The organism is Cernens ardua, assembly GCF_051251085.1.
Lineage (GTDB): Bacteria > Pseudomonadota > Gammaproteobacteria > Pseudomonadales > Halomonadaceae > Cernens > Cernens ardua.
Map to the genome: position 1 here is coordinate 67,371 of NZ_JBPCZH010000008.1, position 24,940 is coordinate 92,310.

The 24,940-nt window shown below is 49.1% G+C and carries 22 protein-coding genes; 16 read left to right on the plus strand and 6 right to left on the minus strand.

Going from position 1 to position 24,940, the window contains the following annotated elements; translation table 11 throughout:
* Window positions 1–60: 60 nt before the first annotated feature.
* Window positions 61–435: a hypothetical protein gene (locus tag LMG33818_RS12425; RefSeq protein ID WP_442323709.1), complete on the plus strand. Its 375-nt coding sequence runs from the start codon at window positions 61–63 to the stop codon at window positions 433–435.
* 307 nt (window positions 436–742) lie between these two features.
* Here the strand turns inward: LMG33818_RS12425 and nhaA are convergent, their stop codons facing one another.
* The 3 genes from nhaA to LMG33818_RS12440 all read right to left on the minus strand — a co-directional run bounded on the left by nhaA (window position 743) and on the right by LMG33818_RS12440 (window position 3,450).
* Window positions 743–1,906: a Na+/H+ antiporter NhaA gene (gene nhaA, locus LMG33818_RS12430; RefSeq protein WP_442323710.1), complete on the minus strand. Its 1,164-nt coding sequence runs from the start codon at window positions 1,904–1,906 to the stop codon at window positions 743–745.
* A 297-nt stretch (window positions 1,907–2,203) separates the two neighbouring features.
* Entirely contained in the window at window positions 2,204–2,749 is a 546-nt protein-coding gene (locus LMG33818_RS12435) for a glutathione peroxidase (RefSeq protein ID WP_442323711.1), read from the minus strand.
* A 26-nt stretch (window positions 2,750–2,775) separates the two neighbouring features.
* Complete coding sequence (locus LMG33818_RS12440) at window positions 2,776–3,450, minus strand: fumarylacetoacetate hydrolase family protein (protein WP_442323712.1); 675 nt, start codon at window positions 3,448–3,450, stop codon at window positions 2,776–2,778.
* A 482-nt stretch (window positions 3,451–3,932) separates the two neighbouring features.
* Here LMG33818_RS12440 and LMG33818_RS12445 point away from each other — a divergent pair, with 482 nt between their 5' ends.
* The 6 genes from LMG33818_RS12445 to proP all read left to right on the plus strand — a co-directional run bounded on the left by LMG33818_RS12445 (window position 3,933) and on the right by proP (window position 11,862).
* Window positions 3,933–4,691: a gluconate 2-dehydrogenase subunit 3 family protein gene (locus LMG33818_RS12445; RefSeq protein WP_442323713.1), complete on the plus strand. Its 759-nt coding sequence runs from the start codon at window positions 3,933–3,935 to the stop codon at window positions 4,689–4,691.
* Between the two features lie 5 nt (window positions 4,692–4,696).
* Window positions 4,697–6,490 carry a GMC family oxidoreductase gene (locus tag LMG33818_RS12450; protein ID WP_442323714.1) on the plus strand — a complete coding sequence of 598 codons (1,794 nt, stop codon included), beginning with the start codon at window positions 4,697–4,699 and terminating at the stop codon, window positions 6,488–6,490.
* Entirely contained in the window at window positions 6,487–7,749 is a 1,263-nt protein-coding gene (locus LMG33818_RS12455; protein WP_442323715.1) for a c-type cytochrome, read from the plus strand. The genes LMG33818_RS12450 and LMG33818_RS12455 overlap by 4 nt, the downstream gene beginning before the upstream one ends.
* Before the next feature lie 365 nt (window positions 7,750–8,114).
* Window positions 8,115–8,609, plus strand: coding sequence for a 5-(carboxyamino)imidazole ribonucleotide mutase (gene purE / locus LMG33818_RS12460; protein ID WP_442323716.1), 495 nt, complete (start codon window positions 8,115–8,117; stop codon window positions 8,607–8,609).
* A 14-nt stretch (window positions 8,610–8,623) separates the two neighbouring features.
* Window positions 8,624–9,715, plus strand: a complete 1,092-nt coding sequence (locus LMG33818_RS12465) for a 5-(carboxyamino)imidazole ribonucleotide synthase (RefSeq protein ID WP_442323717.1) — start codon at window positions 8,624–8,626, stop codon at window positions 9,713–9,715.
* 569 nt (window positions 9,716–10,284) lie between these two features.
* Window positions 10,285–11,862 (plus strand): glycine betaine/L-proline transporter ProP, encoded by a 1,578-nt coding sequence (proP, locus tag LMG33818_RS12470; RefSeq protein ID WP_442323718.1) that lies wholly within the window; start codon window positions 10,285–10,287, stop codon window positions 11,860–11,862.
* A gap of 161 nt (window positions 11,863–12,023) precedes the next feature.
* Here proP and LMG33818_RS12475 read toward each other — a convergent pair whose 3' ends face one another.
* Window positions 12,024–12,302 (minus strand): hypothetical protein, encoded by a 279-nt coding sequence (locus LMG33818_RS12475; RefSeq protein WP_442323719.1) that lies wholly within the window; start codon window positions 12,300–12,302, stop codon window positions 12,024–12,026.
* Between the two features lie 198 nt (window positions 12,303–12,500).
* Between LMG33818_RS12475 and LMG33818_RS12480 the strand changes: the two genes are divergently transcribed.
* Window positions 12,501–12,722: a hypothetical protein gene (locus tag LMG33818_RS12480; RefSeq protein ID WP_442323720.1), complete on the plus strand. Its 222-nt coding sequence runs from the start codon at window positions 12,501–12,503 to the stop codon at window positions 12,720–12,722.
* Window positions 12,723–12,879: 157 nt separating this feature from the next.
* Window positions 12,880–13,188, plus strand: a complete 309-nt coding sequence (locus tag LMG33818_RS12485) for a putative hemolysin (RefSeq protein ID WP_442323721.1) — start codon at window positions 12,880–12,882, stop codon at window positions 13,186–13,188.
* 272 nt (window positions 13,189–13,460) lie between these two features.
* Here the strand turns inward: LMG33818_RS12485 and LMG33818_RS12490 are convergent, their stop codons facing one another.
* Complete coding sequence (locus tag LMG33818_RS12490; RefSeq protein WP_442323722.1) at window positions 13,461–14,450, minus strand: aldo/keto reductase; 990 nt, start codon at window positions 14,448–14,450, stop codon at window positions 13,461–13,463.
* Window positions 14,451–14,830: 380 nt separating this feature from the next.
* On the opposite strand from LMG33818_RS12490, the gene LMG33818_RS12495 reads away from it, so the two are divergent.
* The 3 genes from LMG33818_RS12495 (at window position 14,831) to brnQ (ending at window position 17,928) form a co-directional block, all read left to right on the plus strand.
* Window positions 14,831–15,733 carry a LysR family transcriptional regulator gene (locus LMG33818_RS12495; protein WP_442323723.1) on the plus strand — a complete coding sequence of 301 codons (903 nt, stop codon included), beginning with the start codon at window positions 14,831–14,833 and terminating at the stop codon, window positions 15,731–15,733.
* 61 nt (window positions 15,734–15,794) lie between these two features.
* A complete protein-coding gene (locus LMG33818_RS12500) occupies window positions 15,795–16,082 on the plus strand; it encodes a YciI family protein (protein WP_442323724.1) in 288 nt (95 codons plus the stop codon).
* Window positions 16,083–16,614: 532 nt separating this feature from the next.
* Window positions 16,615–17,928 (plus strand): branched-chain amino acid transport system II carrier protein, encoded by a 1,314-nt coding sequence (gene brnQ, locus LMG33818_RS12505; protein ID WP_442323725.1) that lies wholly within the window; start codon window positions 16,615–16,617, stop codon window positions 17,926–17,928.
* A gap of 177 nt (window positions 17,929–18,105) precedes the next feature.
* On the opposite strand, the gene LMG33818_RS12510 is transcribed toward brnQ, so the two are convergent.
* Window positions 18,106–19,581, minus strand: coding sequence for a L,D-transpeptidase family protein (locus LMG33818_RS12510; protein WP_442323726.1), 1,476 nt, complete (start codon window positions 19,579–19,581; stop codon window positions 18,106–18,108).
* Between the two features lie 650 nt (window positions 19,582–20,231).
* On the opposite strand from LMG33818_RS12510, the gene LMG33818_RS12515 reads away from it, so the two are divergent.
* The 4 genes from LMG33818_RS12515 (at window position 20,232) to LMG33818_RS12530 (ending at window position 24,775) form a co-directional block, all read left to right on the plus strand.
* A complete protein-coding gene (locus LMG33818_RS12515; RefSeq protein ID WP_442323727.1) occupies window positions 20,232–21,563 on the plus strand; it encodes an MFS transporter in 1,332 nt (443 codons plus the stop codon).
* Window positions 21,564–21,768: 205 nt separating this feature from the next.
* Window positions 21,769–22,908, plus strand: a complete 1,140-nt coding sequence (locus LMG33818_RS12520) for an ABC transporter substrate-binding protein (protein ID WP_442323728.1) — start codon at window positions 21,769–21,771, stop codon at window positions 22,906–22,908.
* 15 nt (window positions 22,909–22,923) lie between these two features.
* Window positions 22,924–24,006, plus strand: coding sequence for a FecCD family ABC transporter permease (locus LMG33818_RS12525; RefSeq protein ID WP_442323729.1), 1,083 nt, complete (start codon window positions 22,924–22,926; stop codon window positions 24,004–24,006).
* Window positions 23,999–24,775 carry an ABC transporter ATP-binding protein gene (locus LMG33818_RS12530; RefSeq protein ID WP_442323730.1) on the plus strand — a complete coding sequence of 259 codons (777 nt, stop codon included), beginning with the start codon at window positions 23,999–24,001 and terminating at the stop codon, window positions 24,773–24,775. Before LMG33818_RS12525 ends, LMG33818_RS12530 begins: the two co-directional genes overlap by 8 nt.
* The last annotated feature ends 165 nt before the right edge of the window (window positions 24,776–24,940 follow it).

The window sequence follows — 24,940 nt, forward strand, 5'->3', positions numbered from 1 at the left end:
GCACTATACGGTGACGAGTACTACTTGTTCGGTCAACCCACAAAATATGGGATATTATCCATGAAAAAAGTCATTCCCCTGTTGTTCGCCAGTGCATGTGTTGTTGCTACACTTCCCTCTGCTGCCAATGCTGATAGTCTTCTTTCTCAAGGGAAATCACTGTTGAGTCAATCTTCATCCAACAGTACCAGTACGAGCACTAACTCAGCTGCAGAAAGTGCCCTCAATGGATCATCGTCCCTTAGCATCAAACAACAGGCGCAGGCACTGGAGAAAAAATACGGCAGCAAGGCTTTGGAAAAAGCCGAAAACTCCAAGGCAGGCAAAAAAGTGACTGAGTATCTTGAACAACAGGCTAAAAAACGTGCGGAAAGCAGTGCTAAAAGCTCAATAGAAAGTGGCCTGAAAAGCCGTGCATCCAGCCTGCTGAACTAATTGGTTCGATTGGCAAACGTTAAATAGCAAGAAAAGCAGAATCCCATCAATAGAATCTTTGGGATCAATGCCTATCCTGCTTCTTGTTACTCATCAAGCCCAGCCTCAGCGCTGGGCTTTTTATTTTTCCAAAAGAGCCCTCAGACATCACAAGCATGCTTTATACACTGCAGGAGCGCGGTACTGTGATGGCTTGAGACACACTCTATTTTCACTTGTTACGTATATGTCCCCCTGTACGTGGCATGTTGGTCAGCTTGTATGGATGCTTCCCTTTTAGAAAACTGACTAACCAGATAGGACAGCGTTATTGACTATCGGAAGTTTGATGATGCCTGGCATGCGCATGGCGAAGCACCATATAGCCGCCAACACCCGCAATAAAAGAGCCAAGCAGTATGCCAATTTTTGCTTCAGCAATCGCACTTGCGTCCTGGAAAGCCAGTAGGGAAATGAAAAGGCTCATGGTAAATCCTATGCCACACAGGATACAGACGCCTAATAACTGTCGCTGATTGGCACCATGAGGAAAAGCCACCCAACGTGTTTTCACAAGGGCATTCACCACGCCAAAGATGCCGAGTGTTTTACCAGCCACAAGCCCGCAAGTCACTCCCAGGGTAATCGGTGAAACAAGGACATTTGCATCAACGCCTATAATGCTCACCCCTGCATTGGCAAGCGCGAAAATCGGCAATATAAAAAATGAGGTTGGCTGGGAAAGCAAATGCTCCAACCGATGTAACGGTGAGGTATGGGGTGCCTGTTGAGAGCGGCTCAATGGGATCGTTAACGCCAGAAGAACCCCCGCCAGTGTCGGATGAATCCCGGAGCCATAGATCATGCACCAAAGCACTATGCCCAACAGCAAGTAGGGCCATAGGCGCCGAACACCGACCAGATTACAAAGGCACAGGCAAATGAATACCGCCAGCGCACCCACCAAATCCAATACATTGACATGGGGGGTATAGAAGAGCCCGATTACCAATACGGCCCCAAGATCATCAATAATGGCAAGCGCTGTCAGAAAGAGCTTGAGCGAGCGAGGCACACGACTACCCAACAAGGAGACGATACCCAGGGAAAATGCGATATCCGTCGCCGAAGGTATCGCCCACCCTTGCGCGCTGCCGTGCCCCCAATTGAAAGCAACGAAAATCAAGGCAGGAACGACCATTCCCGCCAGAGCAGCGATCCCGGGCAAGAGTCGTTTGGCCCATGAGGCCAATTCACCTACGACCATTTCACGCTTGATTTCGAGCCCAACTACCAGAAAAAAGACAGACATCAGGACATCATTGACCCACCCTTCAAGCGAAAGAGGCCCCACATTCGCATGCAACAGGAAAGTATACGTAGTACCCAAGGGAGAGTTGGCAATGACCAAAGCAACAAGACTCAGGACAATGAGTACAATACCGGGGGCAGACTCGCGTTTGAAGAAAGAGAGGGGAAATAAAGACGACATACAGGCCTTCCTTTTTATTCGAAAAACAGGACAGAGTCAGTACTCTGCAACATGTCTCCGTCATTAAGGAAAACCCTAAGCGCACGCAGCACACGCTCATGACAATAACGTCATTTCCACTATTTTAGCGTGTGATGAATAAGGGAAGAAGAAAAACCGAACGCTCAGAAACGGTTTTTAAGCTTCGATATAGGAAATACTCACGATGGGCACGACTTCATATAAAGGGTACTTGGACAGTGTTGCAACGTGCAGTTAAAAGTAGCCGATGCAACACGCCCCTTTGAAAAATGCCGTTTACTTTAACGCGTCTTCGATAGCAGAGACAATCTGAGGTGCTTGCGGATCAAAATCAGGGGCAAAACGAGCCACGAGTTCATGATCGCGATTCAACAAGAACTTCTCAAAGTTCCAGCTCACTTCCTCTTCGCTGTCACCGATCAACCCTCTATCCACCATTTTCTGACGGAAACCACTCCCAGGCGCCCACTCCTTGGTGGGTTTTGCTTCTGTCAAGGCTCGATACAAGGGAGTTTTATCCGCCCCAGTAACAGTCACTTTAGCGAACATGGGGAAATCAACACCAAAGGTACCACGGCAAAATTCCTGTATTTCCTCATTGCTGCCGGGTTCCTGACCAAGAAAATCATTGGCCGGAAAGCCCAGTACTTCCAACCCTTGATCCTTGTACTTTGAATAAAGAGCTTCAAGTCCTTCATATTGGGAAGTTAACCCACACTTGGACGCCACATTAACAATCAACAACGCCTTGCCCTTAAACTCTGCCAAGGTGGTCGTAGAGCCATCAATTCGTTGTAGCTCGATAGAATCAAACGTTGACATGATAATACTCCTGTAATTGAAAGCCGCTATACAAGACGCGATTCAGCAAGAAGTTCGCCATCAAGCGTCAGTTTTACCTGCTGACCACGCACCAGTTGACCCACACCTTTCGGTGTACCCGTCAAAACAATATCCCCCGGTTCCAGGGTGAAATAGTGGCTCATATAAGCCAGCTGGGCGGGTATTGTGAACAGCATCTCGTTTGTCTTGCCATGCTGCCGAATCTCTCCATCGATTGCCAGCGTAAATTCATGCGGTTCATTCTGACTGAAAAATGCGTTTGGGTCCGTGAGAGGAATAAAGGGAGTCATGGGGCAGGAATGGTCAAACGCTTTGGCTACTTCCCATGGATGGCCTTTGGCTTTGAGTTCACCCTGTCTATCACGGAGGGTGAGGTCAAGGGCCAGCCCAACGCCCTGAATGGCAGAAAGTGTTTCACTTTCCTCGGCATTGGTGAGGGATCTACCCATAAGAACCGCGAGCTCTGCCTCATAATGGATCTCGCCCAAATCAAACCGCAGGGCTGTCTCCTGCTCCATCAGGCAGGCACTCGTATTTGGTTTGATAAATATCAGAGGTTGGGACGGTACAGGGTTATCCAGCTCTGCAGCATGTTCAGCATAATTTCGCCCTATACAGACGATTTTCCCTAATGGTTGTGATACTTTTTTCCCGCTCTTCCACTGTGCATAAAAGCCCACGTGGTCTCCCCCTTGTTCATGTCATGCATTTTTTGCATGGGCCACATTCAATAGCTGCCTTACCCCAACACCACCCATTGTTGATAAAAAATCCTTTATTTTTCAATAATATAAAGAACAAACCATCCATTTCATCCAAAATGTTCAACAATCCAGGCCAAACGAACATCATTTATAAAAGACCGGCAATACTCTCCCGTTTGATGTAGGATTAGCATCAACATGTCAAGGACGTAAATGAGACAATTCCATTAAACCAATGGCTATTCATGGCCTTTCGTTTAAAATACATTAATTCAGCACTATCTAGCCAACGCAGCAATGCCAATCACCTTACAGGATGAACACATCGGGTATATTCCGTTGTGCGCTCTGCCACGCGTTGGCTGAAAGACTGTTACTGAAAAGAAAACTGATTCAGAACAGCCATAACTATATAAAAAATAAACAACCAAAGAACAGCAGCTAGATGAGGGAATATTATGGCCGATGAATCCGGAAAAAAATCCGGTGTTACGCGCCGCCAGGTAATCGGTACAGGGGCAGCTGGCATTGCTCTTGGTGCAAGTGGCAAAGCGCTTGCGCTGACCTACACACATCAACCTGACTGGGTGCCTTTTTCACACAGTGCGCCCCCTATCGCCAACGACAGTGAAGGTTGGCAGTTCTTTACTTCGGATGAAGGTGCAGCCATCGAAGCAATTGTTGCTCGATTAATCCCAGCCGATGATCTTAGCATCAGTGGCAAGGACGCAGGTTGCGCGATCTTTATTGATCGCCAGATGATTGGCTCTTTCGGTGATTTCTCTCATTACTATATGGAAGGTCCTTTCCAGGAAGGCACCCCTTCACAAGGGGATCAATCAAGTTTGGTTCCGCAACAACGTTATCGCCTTGGGCTGGCGCAGCTCGAGAAGTATTGCCAGTCCAAACACCAGCAGTCATTTGCCCAGTTAAACGAATCTCAGCAGGATGAAATTCTTCATTCGCTGGAACAGGGTGATATTCCTTTCGATCATATCCCAAGCGACAAGTTTTTTGCGCTGGTACTTCAGAATACCATGGAAGGCTTTTTTGCTGATCCTATCTATGGCGGCAACAAAGACATGGTGTCATGGAGGATGATTGGCTTCCCGGGTGCTCGTTATGACTATCGTCAATACGTAAACAAGCATAACCAGACTATAGATTTGGAACCCTTGAGCATTGCCGGCGGCAGTCACTGGAATACGGAAGGATAAGTAAAATGGGAAGCATACCTTACAAGGGAACACCAACAAAACTACCAGCAACGGATGTGGTTGTTGTTGGTTTAGGTTGGGCTGGTTCTATCGTCGCCAATGAGCTGGCTGACGAAGGGCTCAATGTCATCGGCTATGAACGAGGCCCATGGCGTGATACCGCACGTGATTTCAGCGTAGCGACTGCACCCGATGAATTGCGCTACAACACACGCATGGAACTGATGGTGCGTGCACGTCAAAATACGGTCACCATGCGTAATAATCCGGGGCAGACAGCCCTGCCTATTCGCCAGTGGCAGTCTTTCCATCCGGGGAATGGTACTGGTGGCGCAGGCCTGCACTGGGCAGGTATTACCTATCGCTATGACCCGAATGAATTTCGCATGAAAAGCCACCTGATCGAGCGTTACGGTCAGAAGGCCTATGATGCTGCCAACCTGACCATGCAGGATTGGGGCACCGATTGGGATGAGATGGAACCTCACTATGCCCGATTCGAGGCCATCTGCGGTACGTCAGGCAAGGCCGGAAATATCAAGGGCCAGATCCAGGAAGGCGGTAACCCTTTCGAGGGACCACGTTCAGCGGATTACCCTACTCCACCCATGGAACAGCCCTACGGTCCAACCCTCTTTGCCGAAACGGCTAAAGACATGGGTTACAAACCATACCCCGTACCGTCTTCACTGGTTTCCGAGGCCTATACAAACCCGCTGGGTGTTACCATGGGGCCCTGCACCTACTGTGGTTTCTGTACCAACTATGGTTGTGCCAACTATTCGAAAGCCAGTGCGATCACTACTATTTTGCCCGCGCTGATTCGCAAGCCCAATTTCACTGCAAAAACCAACTGTGAAGTGCACCGTGTTGTCATGGATCCATCCGGCACACGAGCAACAGGGGTTATCTATACCGACTCTTCAGGCCGTGAATGGGAACAACCTGCCAGCCTGGTCATTGTTGCTGCGTTCGTATTGGAAAATGTACGTCTCATGTTGATGTCCGGCGTTGGTGAGCCCTATGATCCTGAAACAGGCAAGGGCACCACAGGGCGTAACTACTGCTACCAGACAGCCAACTCGGCTCAGTTGTTCTTCCACGACAAGAATTTCAATCCCTTCATCGGTGCCGGTGCGGTGGGAATGGGTATTGACGAAACCAACAATGATAACTTCGACCATTCTGGTCTAGGCTTCTTTGGTGGTGGCAGTACGCGTGTTACTCCCATCGGTGGAGCGCCTATTGCCAACTCAGTGACACCTCCTGGCACACCCAAATGGGGTAGCCAATGGAAGCGTGCGGTCAAGGATACCTATCATGCCAATATGAGTATTGGTTGTGAGGCTAGCTGTTATCCTCAGCGTACCAACTACTTGTCGCTCGATCCGACCTATCGTGACCCTTATGGCGATCCATTGCTCCGGATGACGTTTGATTTCTCTGACAATGACCTGCGCATGGCTCAATATGTCACCAACCGCATTGCCGAAATTGGCAAACGGATGGGGGCGTATCAGATTGTCAAAAAACCTAGTGTGGGGCCGTGGAGTAATGCCAAGGGTTACGAATCCACTCACTTGGTAGGCGGGTTCATCATGGGTACAGATCCTTCTGTCAGCTCCGTCAATAAATATCTACAGGTATGGAACGTTCCCAATCTCTTCGTGGTAGGTGCTACTGCAGTACCCCAAAACCCCGGGTATAACCCGACGGGCACGGTGGGGGCATTAGCCTTCAAGGCAGCAGATGCCATTCGCCGCCTCTACTTGAAAAACCCAGGGGAGATGATTGCATGAACAAGCTGAATACCATGCTGGCAGGTGCAGGTATCGCCTTGCTGGGTGCTGTTGGGGCCAATATCGCCATGGCACAGGCTATTGACGATGGTCATAGCATGTCCGACGACTACGATGTTATTGCCAAAGGGCAATACATTGCGACGCTTGGTGACTGTGCCGCGTGCCACACGGCTCCCGGGGGCAAAGAGTTTGCAGGTGGCGTTGCGATCAATACGCCTTTCGGCAAGTTGGTAGCACCCAACATTACGCCTGATCAGGCTACCGGGATCGGTTCCTGGAACTATGAACAGTTCAAGAAAGCCATGACAAAAGGGGTTGCGCCAATTGGTCACCTCTATGGCGCCATGCCTTATACCGCGTATACTCGCGTCAGGGACAGTGATCTACAAGCGCTGTGGCAATACTTGCAAACTGTGCAACCGGTCAGCAACGACATAACAGCGAATCAGCTCCCGTTCCCTTTCAACATTCGCCTTTCGCTGATCGGCTGGAACCTGTTGAACTTCCACCCTGGAGAGTTCAAACCGGATCCTCACAAATCAGCCGAATGGAATCGTGGGGCTTATATTGTTGAAGGACTTGGCCATTGCGGCACATGCCACACACCGAAAAACATTATCGGCGGTGACAAAAACAGCGAGTTCCTGCAGGGCAGCTCACTGGAAAACTGGACTATTCCCAACATCACTCCCGACAAGCAGAAAGGGATTGGAAGCTGGTCAACCCAGGATCTGGTGGCTTATCTGAAAACCGGTGTTAACAAATACACCATTGCCTCAGGCCCCATGGCAGAAGAAGTCCATAACTCTTCTCAGTACTGGAGCGATGCGGATCTCAAGGCTGTGGCTGTTTACTTGAAAGAGGGAGATGGTCATGCCACGCAAACCGAGGCTCCCAAACCTCTTGCAAGCAACAACCCTCATATGGTCGCCGGCAAACACATTTATGAGGATCGCTGCTCCGCCTGTCACACCCCAGATGGTGCAGGTGTAGAAGGCTTGTTCCCACGTTTGGCCGACAACCCATTAATCCGTCAGGATGACACTACCTCGCTCATGCACGTTGTGTTGGCAGGGGCTCGTGCAGGTGCGGTAGATTCGCGCCCGACAGCCCCCTCTATGCCTGCATTTGGTTGGGACATGACCGATCAGAATATTGCTGACGTACTGACGTATATCCGTAATAGCTGGGGCAATGCGGCAGCACCGGTATCGGCCTCTGATGTAAGTAAACTGCGCTCAACCATGGGTGAATAAGGCAGTTTTCCCTGTAACATGGGCTCTTTATGAGTAATGACGGACCCCGCACTGCTTCAGTGTGGGGTCTTGTCGTTGGTTTAAAGACAAAATGCGATTTATCGGCAAAATTCGCACCCGCTCTCTCAATTTCAATGGATCATGTGTAAACTATGCGACTTTCCCGCCGGTAGGCTTGCGTGTGGGCCATGTTGCTTCCACAGATACCTGCAAATGAGGCCAACATCAACACTACCGGTAATAAAAGGCATTAATATCCAGCAGCTGTATACATTCATGTATTTTTTGATTGCCTTGAAAATAATATGCCGCATAGGTACCTCACCGGTTATCTACTGACATAAAGAGACTTTCCTGGAGCAATAATGAGCGCAAGAGTCGGTATCATCATGGGTTCCAAGTCAGATTGGTCCACCATGCAGCACACGGTTGATACACTGGAAACATTGGGCATTCCCTACGAAGCCCGTGTGGTCTCAGCCCACCGCACGCCAGACCTCCTTTTCGAATATGCCGAAACAGCGGCAGAGCGCGGTATAGAGGTGATTATCGCTGGTGCTGGCGGAGCCGCACATCTCCCGGGAATGTGTGCGGCAAAAACATGGCTTCCTGTGCTGGGTGTCCCTGTCAAATCGAGTACTCTTTCCGGCGTTGACTCATTGCTTTCAATCGTCCAGATGCCGGCCGGTATCCCTACAGCAACACTGGCGATCGGGCGCGCTGGAGCTATCAATGCGGCCTTGCTTTCAGCATCAATTCTAGGTGTTCACGATGAAGGTATTCGTCAGGCTCTACAGCAATACCGACAGGAACAAACCCAACGCGTTCTGGATGACCAGGACCCTCGTCCCTCTCTTTAAGGAGCCATTCAGGCATGCGTATTGGTATTGTGGGCGCCGGTCAATTGGGCCAAATGCTTGCTCAGGCAGGCCAACCCCTGAATCTGGAATTCATTTTTCTGGATCCATCTCCACAGCCTTGTGCGGCGCCTTATGGGGAGCACATCGAATCATCATGGGATGACGATCATGGCATTCATTCTCTGATCAGTGCCGCCGATGTAGTCACTTTCGAGTTTGAAAATGTTTCGCCTCAGGCACTGGAACAAATCTCTCGAAAACGCCCTGCCTTTCCACCACCCAGGGCATTAGAAACCTCTCGCGATCGGTGGCATGAAAAATCACTTTTCGCCTCGCTGAACATTCCCTTGCCTCCCATCGCACGAATTGATAGCCAGAGTGATCTTGAGCAAGCTGCCAAGGATATTGGACTTCCCGCCGTACTTAAAACACGCACCATGGGATATGATGGGAAAGGTCAAAAAGTACTGCGGGATGAAAAGGATATTCCCGGTACATTTGAAGAGCTGGGGCACGTACCGCTCATCATGGAAGGGTTCATCGATTTTGATCACGAAGTCTCCGTGATCGCCGTGCGCTCTCAACAAGGTGAGGTAAAAAGCTGGCCACTTTGTGTGAATGAACATCGGCAGGGCATTCTACATCGCTCAACACCGAGTCAGAACCATCCCCGCAAGGAAGAAGCAATACGCAATGTCGAGAAAGTGTTGGACGCACTCGATTATGTAGGCGTCATGGCCTTTGAGTTCTTCGTCACGAAAGAAGGCCTACTGGCCAATGAAATTGCGCCTCGCGTGCACAACTCGGGCCACTGGACCATCGAAGGCGCTTGCACCAGCCAATTCGAAAATCACGTACGCGCTATCGCAGGCTTGCCTTTGGGTGACACAACGGTCCTCACCCCATGCGCCATGCTGAATATCATCGGTAACATGCCTGACAAAAACACATTGCTTTCCGTTCCCGGTGTTCGCCTGCATGATTACAACAAGGCCCCTCGCCCGGGAAGGAAGATAGGTCATGTGTGTGTGTTGGCCCCGGATGAAAAAACACTTGAAACGCGTGTCAGCGAAGTAGAAGCGTTACTCGTGAATAACCTCGGCTAGCCAAAGGTGACCAAGTCACGGGGTATTTCAAACGGTAACACTGATTTTATGGCTGGCTGTTCGGCCAGTCATATATCAGGTCCATATCCAGTAGGCCTTTACCGTATGGTTCGATAACATCACAAGCTCATTACATGACATGCTGAACAGGAAGTAGTCTCGGCATATACTTCTTCCCGGTTTTACTCCACGTTCCTCTTCATTAACAATAATCACTTTTCATCAGTAATATCAGTTTATAAACTGCGCATGGAATGTCGTTTAGGGATGAACAATCCCTTTTTATTACCCCCTTAAATTTCAATATAACCTCAATGCTTTGGGCAAGGCCGTGCGGCCTGCATATGAGAGTTAACGACATGAAATATATTATTATTGTTCAGACTCTGGATAACCCCTTTTCTTTTTCCTATTATTGAAGAAAAGCTGACATCGGGCTTTCCCTCCCTTTATGTAAAAACACAACTATTTTGATAATTTACTGAAATAGTTACCCAGCTTGTTTATAATGATGCGTTTTGCACATATACAACAACCCATCTTAACAGGGCTGCGAAGGAGCACATTGCATGAGTAGTAGCGAGCCTATTAAAGGGCATCACAACCCTTTCAAGAAGCGCAGACGCAAAAAACGCTTGCGCCTTGAAGACATCACCGTCATTGACCACGCCACACTGAAGCGCGCCGTTGCGGCAGCTGCACTGGGTAATGCCATGGAGTGGTTTGACTTCGGTGTTTACAGTTATATTGCCGTTGTTTTGGGGCAAGTCTTCTTCCCGGGTAGCAGTGGTACAGTACAGCTTCTGGCCACATTCGGCGCTTTTGCCGTTGCTTTCCTGATCCGCCCTGTAGGTGGCCTGTTCTTCGGTCCCCTGGGCGATAAAGTCGGGCGCCAAAAGATTCTGGCCATTACCATGATCATGATGGCGATCAGTACCTTCTGTATCGGCCTGATCCCCAGCTACAGCACCATAGGCGTTTGGGCCCCCATTCTGCTGCTGCTTGCACGTCTGGTTCAGGGGTTCTCTACCGGTGGTGAATACGGCGGTGCGGCCACCTTTATTGCAGAGTATTCGCCTGACCGCAAACGTGGCTTTATGGGTAGCTGGCTCGAATTCGGGACCACAAGTGGCTATTTGCTCGGTGCGGCCATTGTGACTGTCCTCTCAAGTGCGCTGACACATGAACAGTTGCTTGATTGGGGATGGCGTATTCCTTTTTACGTTGCAGGCCCTCTTGGTCTGATCGGTTTGTACCTGCGTATGAAACTGGAAGAAACTCCAGCCTTCCAGGAACAGGCGGAGCAAGCGGAACAACAGCAACAGCCAACACCCAAAAACGAATTTGTTAATATGGTGACAGGCCATTGGAAACCCTTGCTGGTCTGCATTGGCCTGGTACTGGTGTTCAACGTCACCGACTACATGTTGCTGTCGTACATGCCCAGCTACCTGTCAGCCAACTTGCACTATGATGCTGATCATGGATTGTTCCTGATCCTTATCGTTATGGTTGTGATGCTGTTTATGCAGCCCATTGTAGGTCGCTTGAGCGATAAATTCGGTCGCAAACCGGTCATCCTCACCGGGTGCATTGCATCCTTCGTACTTGCAATTCCCTGCCTGATGCTTATTCAGACCGGTAGCACACCGTTGATTCTGCTTGGCCTGGTGATTATGGGGCTGATCCTTAACACCTTTACAGGCAGCATGCCATCGACACTACCGGCACTGTTCCCAACAGCAATCCGCTACGGTGCTTTGGCTGTAGCCTTTAACGTGTCCGTATCACTGTTCGGTGGTACAACACCCTTGGTAACAGCATGGTTGGTAGATGCATCCGGTAATCTCGACATGCCGGCCTACTATCTGATGCTGGCTGCCATCATCGGAGCAATCACTATCCTGAGTACGCCAGAGACGGCCAGTAAGCCACTGAAAGGCTCTACACCGTCTGCTACTGACAAGGCCGAAGCCAAAGAACTACTGGCGGATTACCACGATAATCTGGAAGAAGAGGTTGAACATCTGGATGGCGAGATCAAACGCCTGACCGAGCGTCGTGAAAACCTCATTTACGAGCATCCCGAGCTCTACAAGCAACAGCAGGAAGAAATCCGTCAGGAAAACGGCAATACGCCATCCTGATCATTAATACCAGAGGCGTTAAGTATACCTCTCCCCTCTGGTACTGCTGAGGGTGTTCAGATAAAAGGCATCAGGGTTAATCACCCTGGTGCCTTTTTTATATCCACGCATTCGATACTCACGTGTAGTACTCAAACTTCAAAGAGGCAGCATAGTACTACCTAACGTTTGCCGGGCTTACACATAATATCAATGTGCCAATCAAAACTATCCTCATGATCAATATCAATGGTCTGATAACCCTGCGGACAATACTGGTGCGCTCGCGTCATTATCCGCTTATACGATATATCGGTGACGGAATACACACCGGTATGAGCACTGAATACAGGGTCAGGGTTGGCATAGGGTGAAGCAGTACAGCCATTGAGGGAGAGATTGATTGATAGTAAGGCAGCTGAAAGGAGCACTTTATAAAAACAAGGGCTTGTTGTCTTCATGATGTCCCCCTATCAAAATTCGCGGATCCGGCTTATTAATCGCGATAATATGTGACTAGACCAAGCTTTTATTGCTGATTGCAACATAATAATGCGTCTTGGGTATTGAAGAATCACGCAGAGCACATATAGTAACTACTACAGTAACTTTTTAACCGTTATTTACTGTACAATATATAACCTTGAAGGAGCTTCCCCATGAGCGATGAAAATCAGCAGCCAGAAAATGATCAGCAGCAACAGCCTACCAATCAGGCTGATGATCAGAATAATCAGGAAAATGACCAACAGTCAGAATCCAACAATGGTGAGAACCAGTACGAACAGGCTTACGATAGCGTTATGGATGCTAAAGGCAAAGTCGAAGACGCCATCAATTCTGCTAAAGAAACGCTGGGCGGCCTGTTCAACAAGAAATAAGTTGAAGCAAAAGGTAAGTGCTTAGACATCCCACAATGTGTGTTTGATGTCTTGAAAGGGGTGACTTGTGTCACCCTTTTTTATCATCAGGTACATAATCATCCATATTACTGTTGGAATGTCCCCGTACATCCTCGACGATAGGAAGGTAATGTGCATGACTTCATTGAAAAATACATCACTTGCCGGTATTGCTAGTACTCTGATGGTTTTTACGTTGGCAGGGTGCGCTAGCCATTCACCTGATACACAACGGACACAATCATTCAATACCAGCCATATATTCAATAGTATTCCTGAACATCCCAACACCAACAGGCTTGCGGCTAACTATTGCCTAACGCAGGGAGGTCAGCTTGAAGTCAGAAAAATGCAAACAGGTGAAGAACAACTGTGTCATCTTCCGGATGGGAAAAGTGTTGATGCATGGCAGTATTATGCCGAACAACATGCCACATGCCATTGATAACATATCCCTGACAGGCTAACTGATTATCCTCGATATCAAGCAAAACGCTGGCTATTCAGCACCTGTCGAATTTCGATATTGACCAACCTTCACTATTGACCAAACCTCAACGTCCGCCTGATTTCGGCGCGTGTCAGTTATGGGTAATCACTCAATATTTGTACTGACTCGTCAATAATAATGCCCCATCCGGATTCAGACAGGGCAAAAAGGCCATAATAGCAATAACCCGGCTTTTTACACGCATGTTCTTAGAGGAAAGGGAATCATCAGAGCCCCGTTGTTGCCATCAGTTCTGGTGTATACCGCTCACCTTCAACCTGGATGGCAGACGCAGCACTATCGATCTCTTCCAGTTCGTTTGCGCTCAATTCAAGCTGAGTGGCGCCCAGATTTTCTTCAAGGCGATGCAATTTGGTGGTTCCGGGGATAGGAACAATCCATGGTTTCTGTGCCAGCAACCATGCCAGCGCAACCTGTGCAGCTGTACCTCCTTTTGCAGTGGCTACACGCTGGAGTAGCTCAACAAGGGCCTGATTCTTTTTCAATGCCTCCGCCTGAAACCGTGGCAGCTTACTGCGAAAGTCATTGTCGGCAAAAGAGGTATCTGCTGTCAGTGCGCCTGTCAGGAACCCCCGTCCCAAGGGGCTATAGGGCACAAAACCAATGCCCAGTTCTTCACATGTGGCTAGAATACCATTGCTCTCGACCCCTCTTGTCCACAATGAATATTCATTCTGCAATGCTGTCACTGGCTGAACCGCATGCGCTTTTCTTAAGGTCTCGGCGGAAGGTTCAGACATACCAAAATGCTTTACCTTGCCTTCTTCTATAAGTTGTCTGACCGTACCGGCCACCTCTTCGATCGGCACATCCGGATCAACACGATGTTGATACAGTAGATCGATATATTCCACCCCGAGGCGTTTTAGCGACCCTTCCACTACCGACCGTATGTGATCAGGATGGCTATTTACACCAACCGGCTTGTCGTCATGAATGTCAAAGCCAAACTTGGTCGCGATCACAACCTTATCCCGAAAGGGTCGCAGCGCTTCCCCAACCAGCTCTTCATTGCTGTAGGGTCCGTATACTTCAGCGGTATCAAAAAAAGTGACGCCGATATCCACAGCCTGACGTAAAAGATCAATGGCGCCCTGACTCGACAGACTACTGTTGTAGCTTGAATTGAGCCCCATGCATCCAAACCCTAAAGCCGATACCTGCGGTCCACGGGCTCCCAGATGACGCATTTTCATAATGTTGCTCCCTGTTTCCATTCATCGAAGTCAAAATAGGGCGAAAGTAGGTAAGCACCTGCCTTCGCCATTAAAAGCACACATAAACATCTCCACCCTGCAGATCATTACAAGGGCTATCGTCCTGTCATCCTTCACTTTGTGCGCGAATCGGACATGGATCAATATTAACCCCGATCGATTCATATTATTATCAGCTTTATAAACATCGTTCTTATATTGATAATTCATTAATCATAAAGGTATAACCAAGGAGGATTTTCTTCTTGTCCAACATGTTCCTAACGTTTTCAAGGGATTCCCAATAGCGTGCTCATCGCCCCTATCCGAACAAAGCACTCAAATATCATTGAAGGTCATTGTTAGCCGTGAATACTCAAATGAAACGTCATACCATTGCCGATTTGCAGGCCTTCATGGCAATCTCGGAGGCAGGTAGCTTCACCCGTGCAGCTGCACAGCTGGGAACGTCACAATCGGCGCTCAGCCATACTCTACGCCGCCTGGAAGAAGAGCTTGATGTAAGATTGATGACACGGACCACGCGCAATATATCGCTGACTCAAGCGGGGCAACGATTGCTGAATGAAATAAAACCGGCCTTTCAGAACATTAGCCATAGCCTGAAACGACTGGATGAATTCACACAACAACCTTCAGGGCATCTTAGAATTACCAGTAGCTTCAGTGCTGCCCGGCAATATCTGTTACCCGTGGCAGACCAGCTCATGCAGCAGTACCCTGACCTCAATATCGAGCTTTCAGTGGAAAATAGACTGGTCAATATTGTCGAGGAACGCTTTGACGCGGGTGTCAGGTTAGGAGAACAGATTGAAAAGGACATGATTGCTGTCCCCATCTCAGGGGATGTCAGCATGGCCGTCGTGGGGTCAGCGGCCTATTTTAAAAAATACGGCTATCCGCAACGACCATCGGACCTGCCCCAACACCGTTGCCTGAACATACGCTTTCAGTCATCAGGCGGCATTTATGTGTGGGAACTCGAACGTGACGGTCGGCCCATCAATATTCGCACGGAACAGCATTTCGTCTCGGATAATGATCAATTGATACTGGATGCCGCCTTGCGTGGCATGGGACTGGCCTGCGTTCCCGATAATCTGGTCATGACACATATTCAGGAAGGTCGGCTTGTCAGAATACTTGAACCATGGTGTCCTCCTTTTCCGGGATATCATCTCTATTATCCGGATCGTCGACGCAATTCGCTGGCATTCAATTTATTCGTGGATGCCTTGCGTTCCCAACGCGAAAGGACGTAACGTTCCACATTAGTCATTTTTGAGGTAATAGGCCTCATGTTTTTTACGGGAGCACCACAGTATGTATGTTGTAGAACTGACGTTTACTCAACCGGTTGAAGAAGTAGCGAAGCAGGTACAGGCACACCTGGACTATCTTGATAAACACTATGCACAGAAACATTTTATTGCCTCGGGCGCCAAAAACCCCAGAGACGGCGGTGTGATCCTTGCTCGTGCTTCATTGAGCCGTGAACAACTGGAAGCCATTCTGGAGGAAGATCCTTTCAAACAGCATCAGCTGGCCGATTACCGTATTATCGACTTCGTCGCCGATAAATATGACCCGGCGATTGCATCGCTCATCTAAACGCTGTGAGCGTCGAATCCTTACATCCTAACGTGGCCCCCGCGTCTTTTACCTTGCAAGCGTAACGGCTTCCTGCGTGGCGCCTGGGGGCTGATACTTCTGTGTATCCAACGCATCCTTGCGTGGATCGCACCGTTTCTCATAGCAGCCCGCTATCACAAGGAGTGGGTGCTATCATCCTGATAGCCTTCCCCTGATCGCATGAATCCACGGTTGCGTATATACTATGCCACCGAAGCGATGGCCTGCTGTATACCCGTTCTGTTTGCCCGCATACCCCGCGCTCAAGAGCCTATACAACACTACCCCGTACCATTCCTTCCACATTATGAACTCAGCTGTCTTGTTTCAATGATCATTTTCAGCACTCAGTGATCCTGTGCACGCCTCAATTCTTGATTCAGGCTGAATATTAAATCTTACAGGAAGACACCCACGTCCAGATTTGTTTGGATACGGTATCAGTATCAGGCTCTGTCCTCGTATTGAGACGACACGGCCCAAAGAGCACACTTTATTTGTAGGTTATCCAATGAAACAGTTGAAAGGCCGGGATATCTGGATTCTCGGTTTCATGTACTTTGCGCTTTTCGTCGGGGCGGGCAATATCATTTTCCCTCCCATTATCGGTATGCAGGCAGGAACTGCCGTTATTCCCGCAGCATTGGGTTTTCTGGTCACAGCGGTGGGGTTGCCGGTCATTACGTCAGTTGCCATGGCCCGCGCCAACGGATCAATGGCGGGGATCACAGCCCCCATGGGCAAAACCGGCGGTATATTGCTGACGCTCGTCTGTTATCTATGTATTGGCCCTTTTTTTGGCATTCCACGAACGGCTTCTGTCTCCTATGACCTTGCGGTACAGCCCTTCACTCACTCTGAAAACAGTTTATGGGTGTGGAGTCTTGCCTATTTTGCGATTGTCATATTGGTCTCTTTCTATCCGAGCAAGCTCATGGACAGTGTCGGCAAGATACTGGCACCACTGAAAATCATCGCCCTTTCCATATTGGGTATTACCGCCTTTGTGGTTGCTGCCGGCAAACCCTCATTCCCCAAAGGGGCTTGGCAAGTAGCCCCTTTCTCGGAAGGTATTACCAACGGGTATGTGACGATGGACACATTGGCCGCCCTTGCTTTTGGATTGGTCATCGTGAATGCCATTCGCTCTCGTGGGGTGGATTCCCCCCGATTAATCACTCGCTATGCGCTATTGGCTTCGCTGATCGCGGGGGGCGGGCTGATCCTTGTCTATGTGAGCCTGTTTCGACTGGGGACTGTCAGTGCCAGCCTTGCCCCCAATGCCAACAATGGTGCTGAAGTACTAGGCGCCTATGTCCATTACAGCTTCGGCATTGCAGGCACCCTGTTCTTGGGAATATTGCTAACGATTGCCTGCCTGATTACGGCCATTGGCCTTACCAGCGCGTGCGCCGCCTACCTCAGCCATTTAACCGGTAAGCCCAATGCATTGTTTGCCTGCATCATGGCGCTCTTTTCATTAATCGTAGCCAATCTGGGACTGACGACGTTACTCACGATTTCGGTCCCTATTCTGACCGCTATCTACCCCATGTTTATCGTTCTCATCGGGGCCTATTTTATACGTCGCCACTTTAACTCAGATGCGTTTGTCGTCATGCCTGTGGCATTACTGGCGCTATTTTTCGGTATAGCCGATGGACTTCATTCGGCCAATCTAATGGTTCAGCCCTTTTCACTTGCCCGCTACTTTCCACTCTACAGTCAGAATCTAGCGTGGTTATTACCTTCATGTGTGTTATTCGTGCTTTTATTTATTATTGATCGAATACGCTCACCCAAAGGACTTTATTCACAGTCATAAGAGATATACCTGTGCATAAGGCCTTTTTGTTGTAGCAGGAAAAGGGAAGGAATTCTCTCAAAAAGAAAGCCGCTTTCTCTCCCACGTGGAAAGAAAGCGGCTTTTTAGATGCGCTCGAAAATACGACATGTTATCCCCTGAGGAAGTAACGTCCCTCAAGGATGTAATAATCCAGCGTTACGGAGCACCTACCTGGCTACTCACGCGATCCGCCGATTTCAAGGGCTGATAAGGATCCATCGAGAAACGCGATGCCGGATCCGATTCGGATTGCCCGTCGAGACTAAGCGCACCAATCGCTGCATTGCCGAGGTTGTAGGGGTCAGGCCAAACCGTGGCATGGCCATTGACCAAATCTACACGTGAATCAATGGTACGCACAAGAATCCGCCCCCTGACAGGCAAATACAGTGTATAGCGTTTATTCAGAGCATCCTGCAAGCGCTGCGGTGTTAGGTCACCCAATACTTCAGCCAATTCGGGCCAGTGCTTCACGCGGATACAACCGTGCGAAATTGCACGCCAAGAACGGGCAAACAACCAATGGTGATCCGTGTCATGCAGGAAGATGTCCTGTGCGTTATTGGTCGTAAATCGCAATAGCCCCAGAGGATTACTCGGGCCGGGCGGTACACGCATGTATGTTTTACTGATGGACGATGGAGCAACCCAGTCAGGCGACACTTTCAGACTGTTGATACGCGTCCAGAAGATCGGCGTCTGGTGATTGACTGCTCCCACAATAACCGGGCTCTCCAGCACCTGTACCCCGTCAGACACACGAATAAGATGCAAGGTATATGATGGGATATTGATCAGCACCAAATATTTGGCACCGGCCGCATAAGCGCCCGAGTTGGCTTCATCTATGGCCTTGGCCCATAAACGCAACGCATTGGCTTCATGAATCGGGTTCACATTGATGGCCGCGGCTACCTGAGGACCAACAACACCATCGGCGACCAAACCATGGGCCTGCTGGAATTTTTTGACGGCAGCTACCAGCGAGCCATTGTACTGATCAGACTCCACATCCCCTGAATAATATCCAAGCTCGGTAAGATGATTGGCTAGAAGTGTTACCGAGCTACTTGTAGCCCCAGGACGCAGGGATGGACGCCCGGGAACATCCGGGAGGGTAGGCACACTATCATTGTTCAGGTTTTCAACCAGCCCATTGGCTGCCGTACGAATCTGATTCGCAAAGCTTTTGGTCGGAAGATTACCCTGCAATGGAGATGGATTATTAGCGGCAATATTCGGTACCGGCCAATGCCCCGGATGGGAAGCATTCAATCCAATGAGATTATTATTTTGGGATGTATTGTCGTTCCCTGCTGACGAAGAACGCCTCGGTTTTGGCGCTACAGATCGCGAAGGTGCCGATTTGGAAGCACTCGGCTGAGGTGTATTGGCGGCAGCCGAAGTAGCTTGAGGTGACTGTTGCGCCGACTGTCCTGATTGATCGGATGCTGATCCTGCACCGAGTGTTGAAGGCACGGAAACACTACTGCCTGCCCCCAACGAGGAAGGAACAGAGTCTCCTCCGGATGAAGCGGAGTCGGCGAGGGCCTGATTCCCTATTCCAAGGAAAAGCCCGACAGCCAGCACACCGCCAAACTTGCCTGCCTTATGCATAACGTATTTTGACATAACCCTATGATCCATATTTTGACAATGGACTTTATATTGAAAGCCCACTGCTCCGCGGCTCTGATGTTAGTCATTCCGCGTTTTATATAATTTGGAGTTTAAAAAGAGAAACGCTTTTCATTGCCATTACCGAGTGCAACATTCTGCTAAACACTCACTAACAGGCACTCCATTAATGATCCCGTTAGATAGGATTGGAACGCAGCATTTACAGCGCCTTATTCATCCTCATAGCCTTGTGCAAGAGCCTACTTACATACCAAAGCTCCCATCTGAAAGCCAACCGGGCAATCACTTCAAATAAACAAGCCTCAAGAGCTGAAACAGCAACGCTATCAACTGACGCTATCAATTGAGTGATTCATCATGAGATACAATCACCTTTCTCCTGCTACTCAATTCATTAATACATCCATCAATGAATGAAGGAACACGGGTTGGCATGTAAACGTGTGTCTCATCTACCTAATGAATTACGTGCATGTATCAACAATAGCACGACTGACCAAAACGCGCGCTCTTGATTACCATATTTAACAAGGCCTGTTGCTAAAACAGGCAAGTAGACGCAGCAGGGTTGAATCAGTAATATTTCCCATTCGCAATTGATGACACACTCGCGCGAGCAAGATTTTCAAACCGGGAATCGTATGTTTATAGACAACGCATTCAGAAAACCTTATTTCCTCATGTTCCTGGGCATTGCGTTTTCGTTCTGTTGTTCATCGCTGGTCAACGGTGCAATTCCCTCTTTTGTCTCAATGGGGGAATTATCGACCGAGTGGATTCCGCTACTCACCACCGTGTCAGGTATATTAAGCGCCATGGGGCTGTTAATTGCGCGTTTGATTGAAAACCGCAATCCCTATCGCATCATCATGGCCTGTAATCTCTATGATATTTTTCTCAGCGTGTTGGCAGCATTCAGCACCACACAACATTGGCTTACCACCCAACAAACATTGTGTAGCTATCTGTTACTGATCTCCATTACACCCATTGTGACCAGCATTTCCCAACAAGTGTATTCAGGCGAGCTTTCAATCACTTCGACCAGCACATCATCCTTTTTCAATACGCTATCGTTCTCCTTTACGCCCTTTATGTCGCTGGCTATCTCTTCCGCCGCGGGTAGCCTCCTGGCAGGCAGTTCGCTGACAACAATCATTCTAGCCAATATTGTACTGTCATCCCTGTCTTTTCTGTTTAGCCTGAATGCCTATCGCCTAAGCAGGTACGTCTCTCAAACAGGAGAAAAGCGTCAAGCAGACGAACAGCAGGCAATATCGGACAAAAATCCAACGCCCGAACCTACTTTTTCGCCTTCAACACGTTCTATCAAGCATTTGCTAACCCATGCCTTTCACTACCATTCCTTAAAAGAAATATTAAGGATTTCGGCCCATTCACCACTCACTATCGGACTACTCTATTTCACGCTGGATATCTATCTCTTTTATCTTCCCGTGTGGATATCCCATCAAACAGTACATAAAAACCGTACTGTTGCCGTCATTAGCTTCCTCTCCGGGATAGGTTCGACGGTTGGCCCTATTCTCTACTACAAATGGAGACAGAAAGCTTCTTTCAAGCGCCATGCTGTTTTAGCGATTGCCATCATATTGCTGGCCGAGCTATTGCTACTCATCATGGTGAATCATGCAGGACAACATACTCGGCTATTTGTCGGCCTCTTTGGCATGCTGATTCTCTTGATTAGCGGCATGGCATCCTACGCCAGTATGGCATTGATGGGCGCAAGGCAGGAGGCCTATGCACGTGACCGATACAATCTTATCGTGGGCATTGCCTACTCCTGTTTGTCACTCGCCATGATTGCAGGGAGTTGGACGGGCTTTTATATGTCAGTCGTGAACTCGCCCTTCCCTGCCTTGTTACTTGCATTCATATTGGGCAGCTCATTACTTTTTGCGATCCAGAGGGGCCCCACACCAATTTCCCCCCATACCAGCAGCCGATAAGAGTCACTTAAAGGGGATACGCTTCTTTTAGGCAGCTTTTTTCATTGCAGGGATATGACTCTCACTACTATTTGTAAATAAGAGTAATTATCGTTATCATCGCATCAGTCAATTTTCAAGAACTCTGTCTATATAATGAATGAGTGATCGTTTATCAGGGCGAGATCATCCAACAGCGCGCAATATTTGACGGTGGAGAACATCCATGAACAAGGTCAGTGGGTACAATCGTGGCATTATGATGTTGATAACGGGTATTGTTGCTCTGTTCATCTCATTCACGGCTCTGGCATCACCGATCACCGTCAAGGATATGGCAGGCCGTACGGTCACCTTCGATAAAATTCCCACCCGAGTTGCGCTACAGGATGGTCGAGTCGGTTTTGACTTTGCTCTCCTTTTTCATGGGACCGACCCTTTCTCCCGCATCGTCGTTTGGAATAATCTGATTCGTCGCCAACTGCCTGGTTTCTGGCAACTGATGTCACAGAAATGGCCGGATACAAACAAGATTCCCGACATGGTTTTCGGGGATAACGGGCAAGTCAACGTTGAAGAACTCATCGCACGCCATCCGCAGGTATTGATTGCTGAACTCCGTGCCCGTCCTGTGTTGGAACAGTCGAATGCAGTGACTCAGCTAGCCGCTGCCGGAATCAAGGTGGTATATGTTGATAATGCTGTGAATCCTGTACCGAATGCGGCCAAAAGTTTATTACTGTTAGGCAAGCTATTCGGCAAGGAAAAGGAAGCACAGGCTTATTATGACTTTTACCAACAGCACCTGCATGCATTGGACAAGACGATTGCCCAACAACCTGCTCCCCATCCACTTGTATTTGTTGAAGCCCTCGCTGGTCAAAACGACGCCAATAACTGCTGCTTCACCCACGGTAACTTTGGATGGGGCAAACTGATCCAGGCTGTCAAAGCCAGAAACCTCGGTTCACAGATCCTACATTCTCCTTCCGGGATTGTATCGCCAGAAACACTACTTGCGAATCAGCCCGATGTCTTTATCATGACCGGCCGAGCACCCAGTAACGTCATGCCTGAACTCGGCTTTAACGTAACCCCTAAAAATATCAACGAACGTATGCAATCACTTATGCAGCGGCCGGGGTTGGCGGAACTTAACACTGTTAAAAATGGACGAGTGTATGGCATTTATCATCCCTTCTATTCCAGTGTGTTGAATATTGTAGGGCTTGAATATCTGGCCAAGGATATCTATCCAAATGCATTTACATCGCTGGATCCAAACCAAACCTTCCAGCAGATTTTGTCCCAATTTACCGACTTGCCCAAAGGCAACGCCATACTAGGCATGCAGCTTCAAAAATGATGTGCAGAAAAGAACATGAATAGTGGACTCAATATCGATTTGAATGAGACCGCATTAACGCAAAGATACAGCACCCTGCTTAAGCGCAGGATCTTTATACTTACGTTACTCGGGGTTGGGTGTATCCTGGGCTTCTTTGTATTCCTCGCCATTGGAGGGGAGACACTTAGCCTACGAGAAGTCCTTCAAGGGCTTCTGCATCCCTATACCAGCCCTCCCGCCATCCGAGTCATTATCTGGCAATTGCGCTTGCCCGTTGCTCTTACAGCAGTGATCGCCGGTGCTGGATTGGCTATCGCGGGCTCCATGATGCAACTGGCCCTCAACAACCCACTTGCTGAACCCTTTACCCTTGGGCTTTCCTCCGCTGCCGGATTCGGTGCCGCATTGGTATTAGTACTTGGCAGTGGCATGACGAGTATCTTAGGCAGCTTTTCATTAGGGATGGCAACGTCCATTTCAGCCTTCTGCTGGTCCATACTGGTTGTCATACTGATTGGCCTGATTGGCAAGTATCGAGGGATGCGCCCCGAAACCATCGCATTGGTGGGGATCGCCATTCATTTTACCTTTTCATCGTTGCTGGCCTTCACACAGTATTCAGCTAACGTGGATCAGCTACAAAGTCTGGTTTTTTGGCTACTGGGTTCCGTTCAGCGCACCAGTTGGACGCAGGTTACGATTGACGCCATCATCATGGCAATCGTTGTTCCGCTTCTCTTGAGCAGAATCTGGCTACTCACCAACCTCGCCAGCTTTGGTGAATTGGCCGGGGCCATGGGAGTACGCGTAGCCAAGGCGCGCTTCCTGATCCTGTTTGCGGCCGCAATGCTGGCAGGATCAGTGACAGCCACTGTGGGAGTTGTCGGCTTCGTGGGATTGGTTGCGCCACATATTGCGCGTCTACTTGTTGGCGAAGATCAACGTTTCAGTCTATGTGCTTCGGCAACCTGTGGCATCCTGATCATGCTCGTAGCATCCATTGCCAGCCAGACCATCATCCCGGGAGCCGTGCTGCCTATCGGTATGCTAACGGCTCTACTAGGCGTTCCCTTTTTCCTCTGGCAAATCCTCAAAAAGGGGAAAGGCGTTGCTTGATATTCAGAACTGCTCCGTCGTGCTGGGGCGTCAGATCATTCTGCACGGTATCAATTTTGACCTCGAGCCGGGCAAGCTGACGGCTATACTGGGACGAAATGGTGCGGGGAAAACGACACTAGTCCGTGCGCTGGCAGGGCTGATTCCCTATTCAGGCACTGTCAGCATTGATGGAAAGGATATCCGCAAACTTCGCCCATCAACCCGAAGTCGTCTTATCGGTTATGTGGCTCAACAAGGTCTGGATACTGCTGCACAACTTACTGTACTCGAGCTTTTGGTAACGGCCCAAAGTACACATCATCGAGGTTGGAGTGCACCTAAAAATGCCCTTCACGAAGCCAATAAAGTATTACAAGCACTGGATTTAGGGAAATTTGCCCACCGTTTGTTGAGCCAGCTCTCAGGCGGACAGCGGCAAATGGTTTCCCTCGCACTGGCATTGGTCAGTCACCCGGAAGTACTGTTACTGGACGAACCGACCTCAGCATTGGATCTAGCCAACCAGATACATATCTTTGAATTTGTCCGCAGTTATACGCGTAAACACAACATCGCCACCTTGATGATTCTGCATGACCCGAATCTTGTCACACGGTTTGCAGACGATGTCATGCTTCTTGATAAAGGGCATATTGCAGTGAAAGGCCCTGTCGATGACGTCATGACAGAAGACAATCTAGCAGGTGTTTACGGGGTCAAGTGCCACGTCACCACCCTTCCAAGTGGGCATCGTGTCATTTACCCGCTGGGGTTTCAGGCAGTATGATTCATTACAAAGTGTGCCATCTGGTGAGGAGCCCACAGGGCCGGTAGACACCGCCGTATACTCAGAGCTAAGGTGAATCAAATAACGACTCCTGCTCACCTACGGTAGTGGAGCCTTATGAATTGGCAGATACCACACTGGATGCATTCAGCTTTTTAGCAAGAA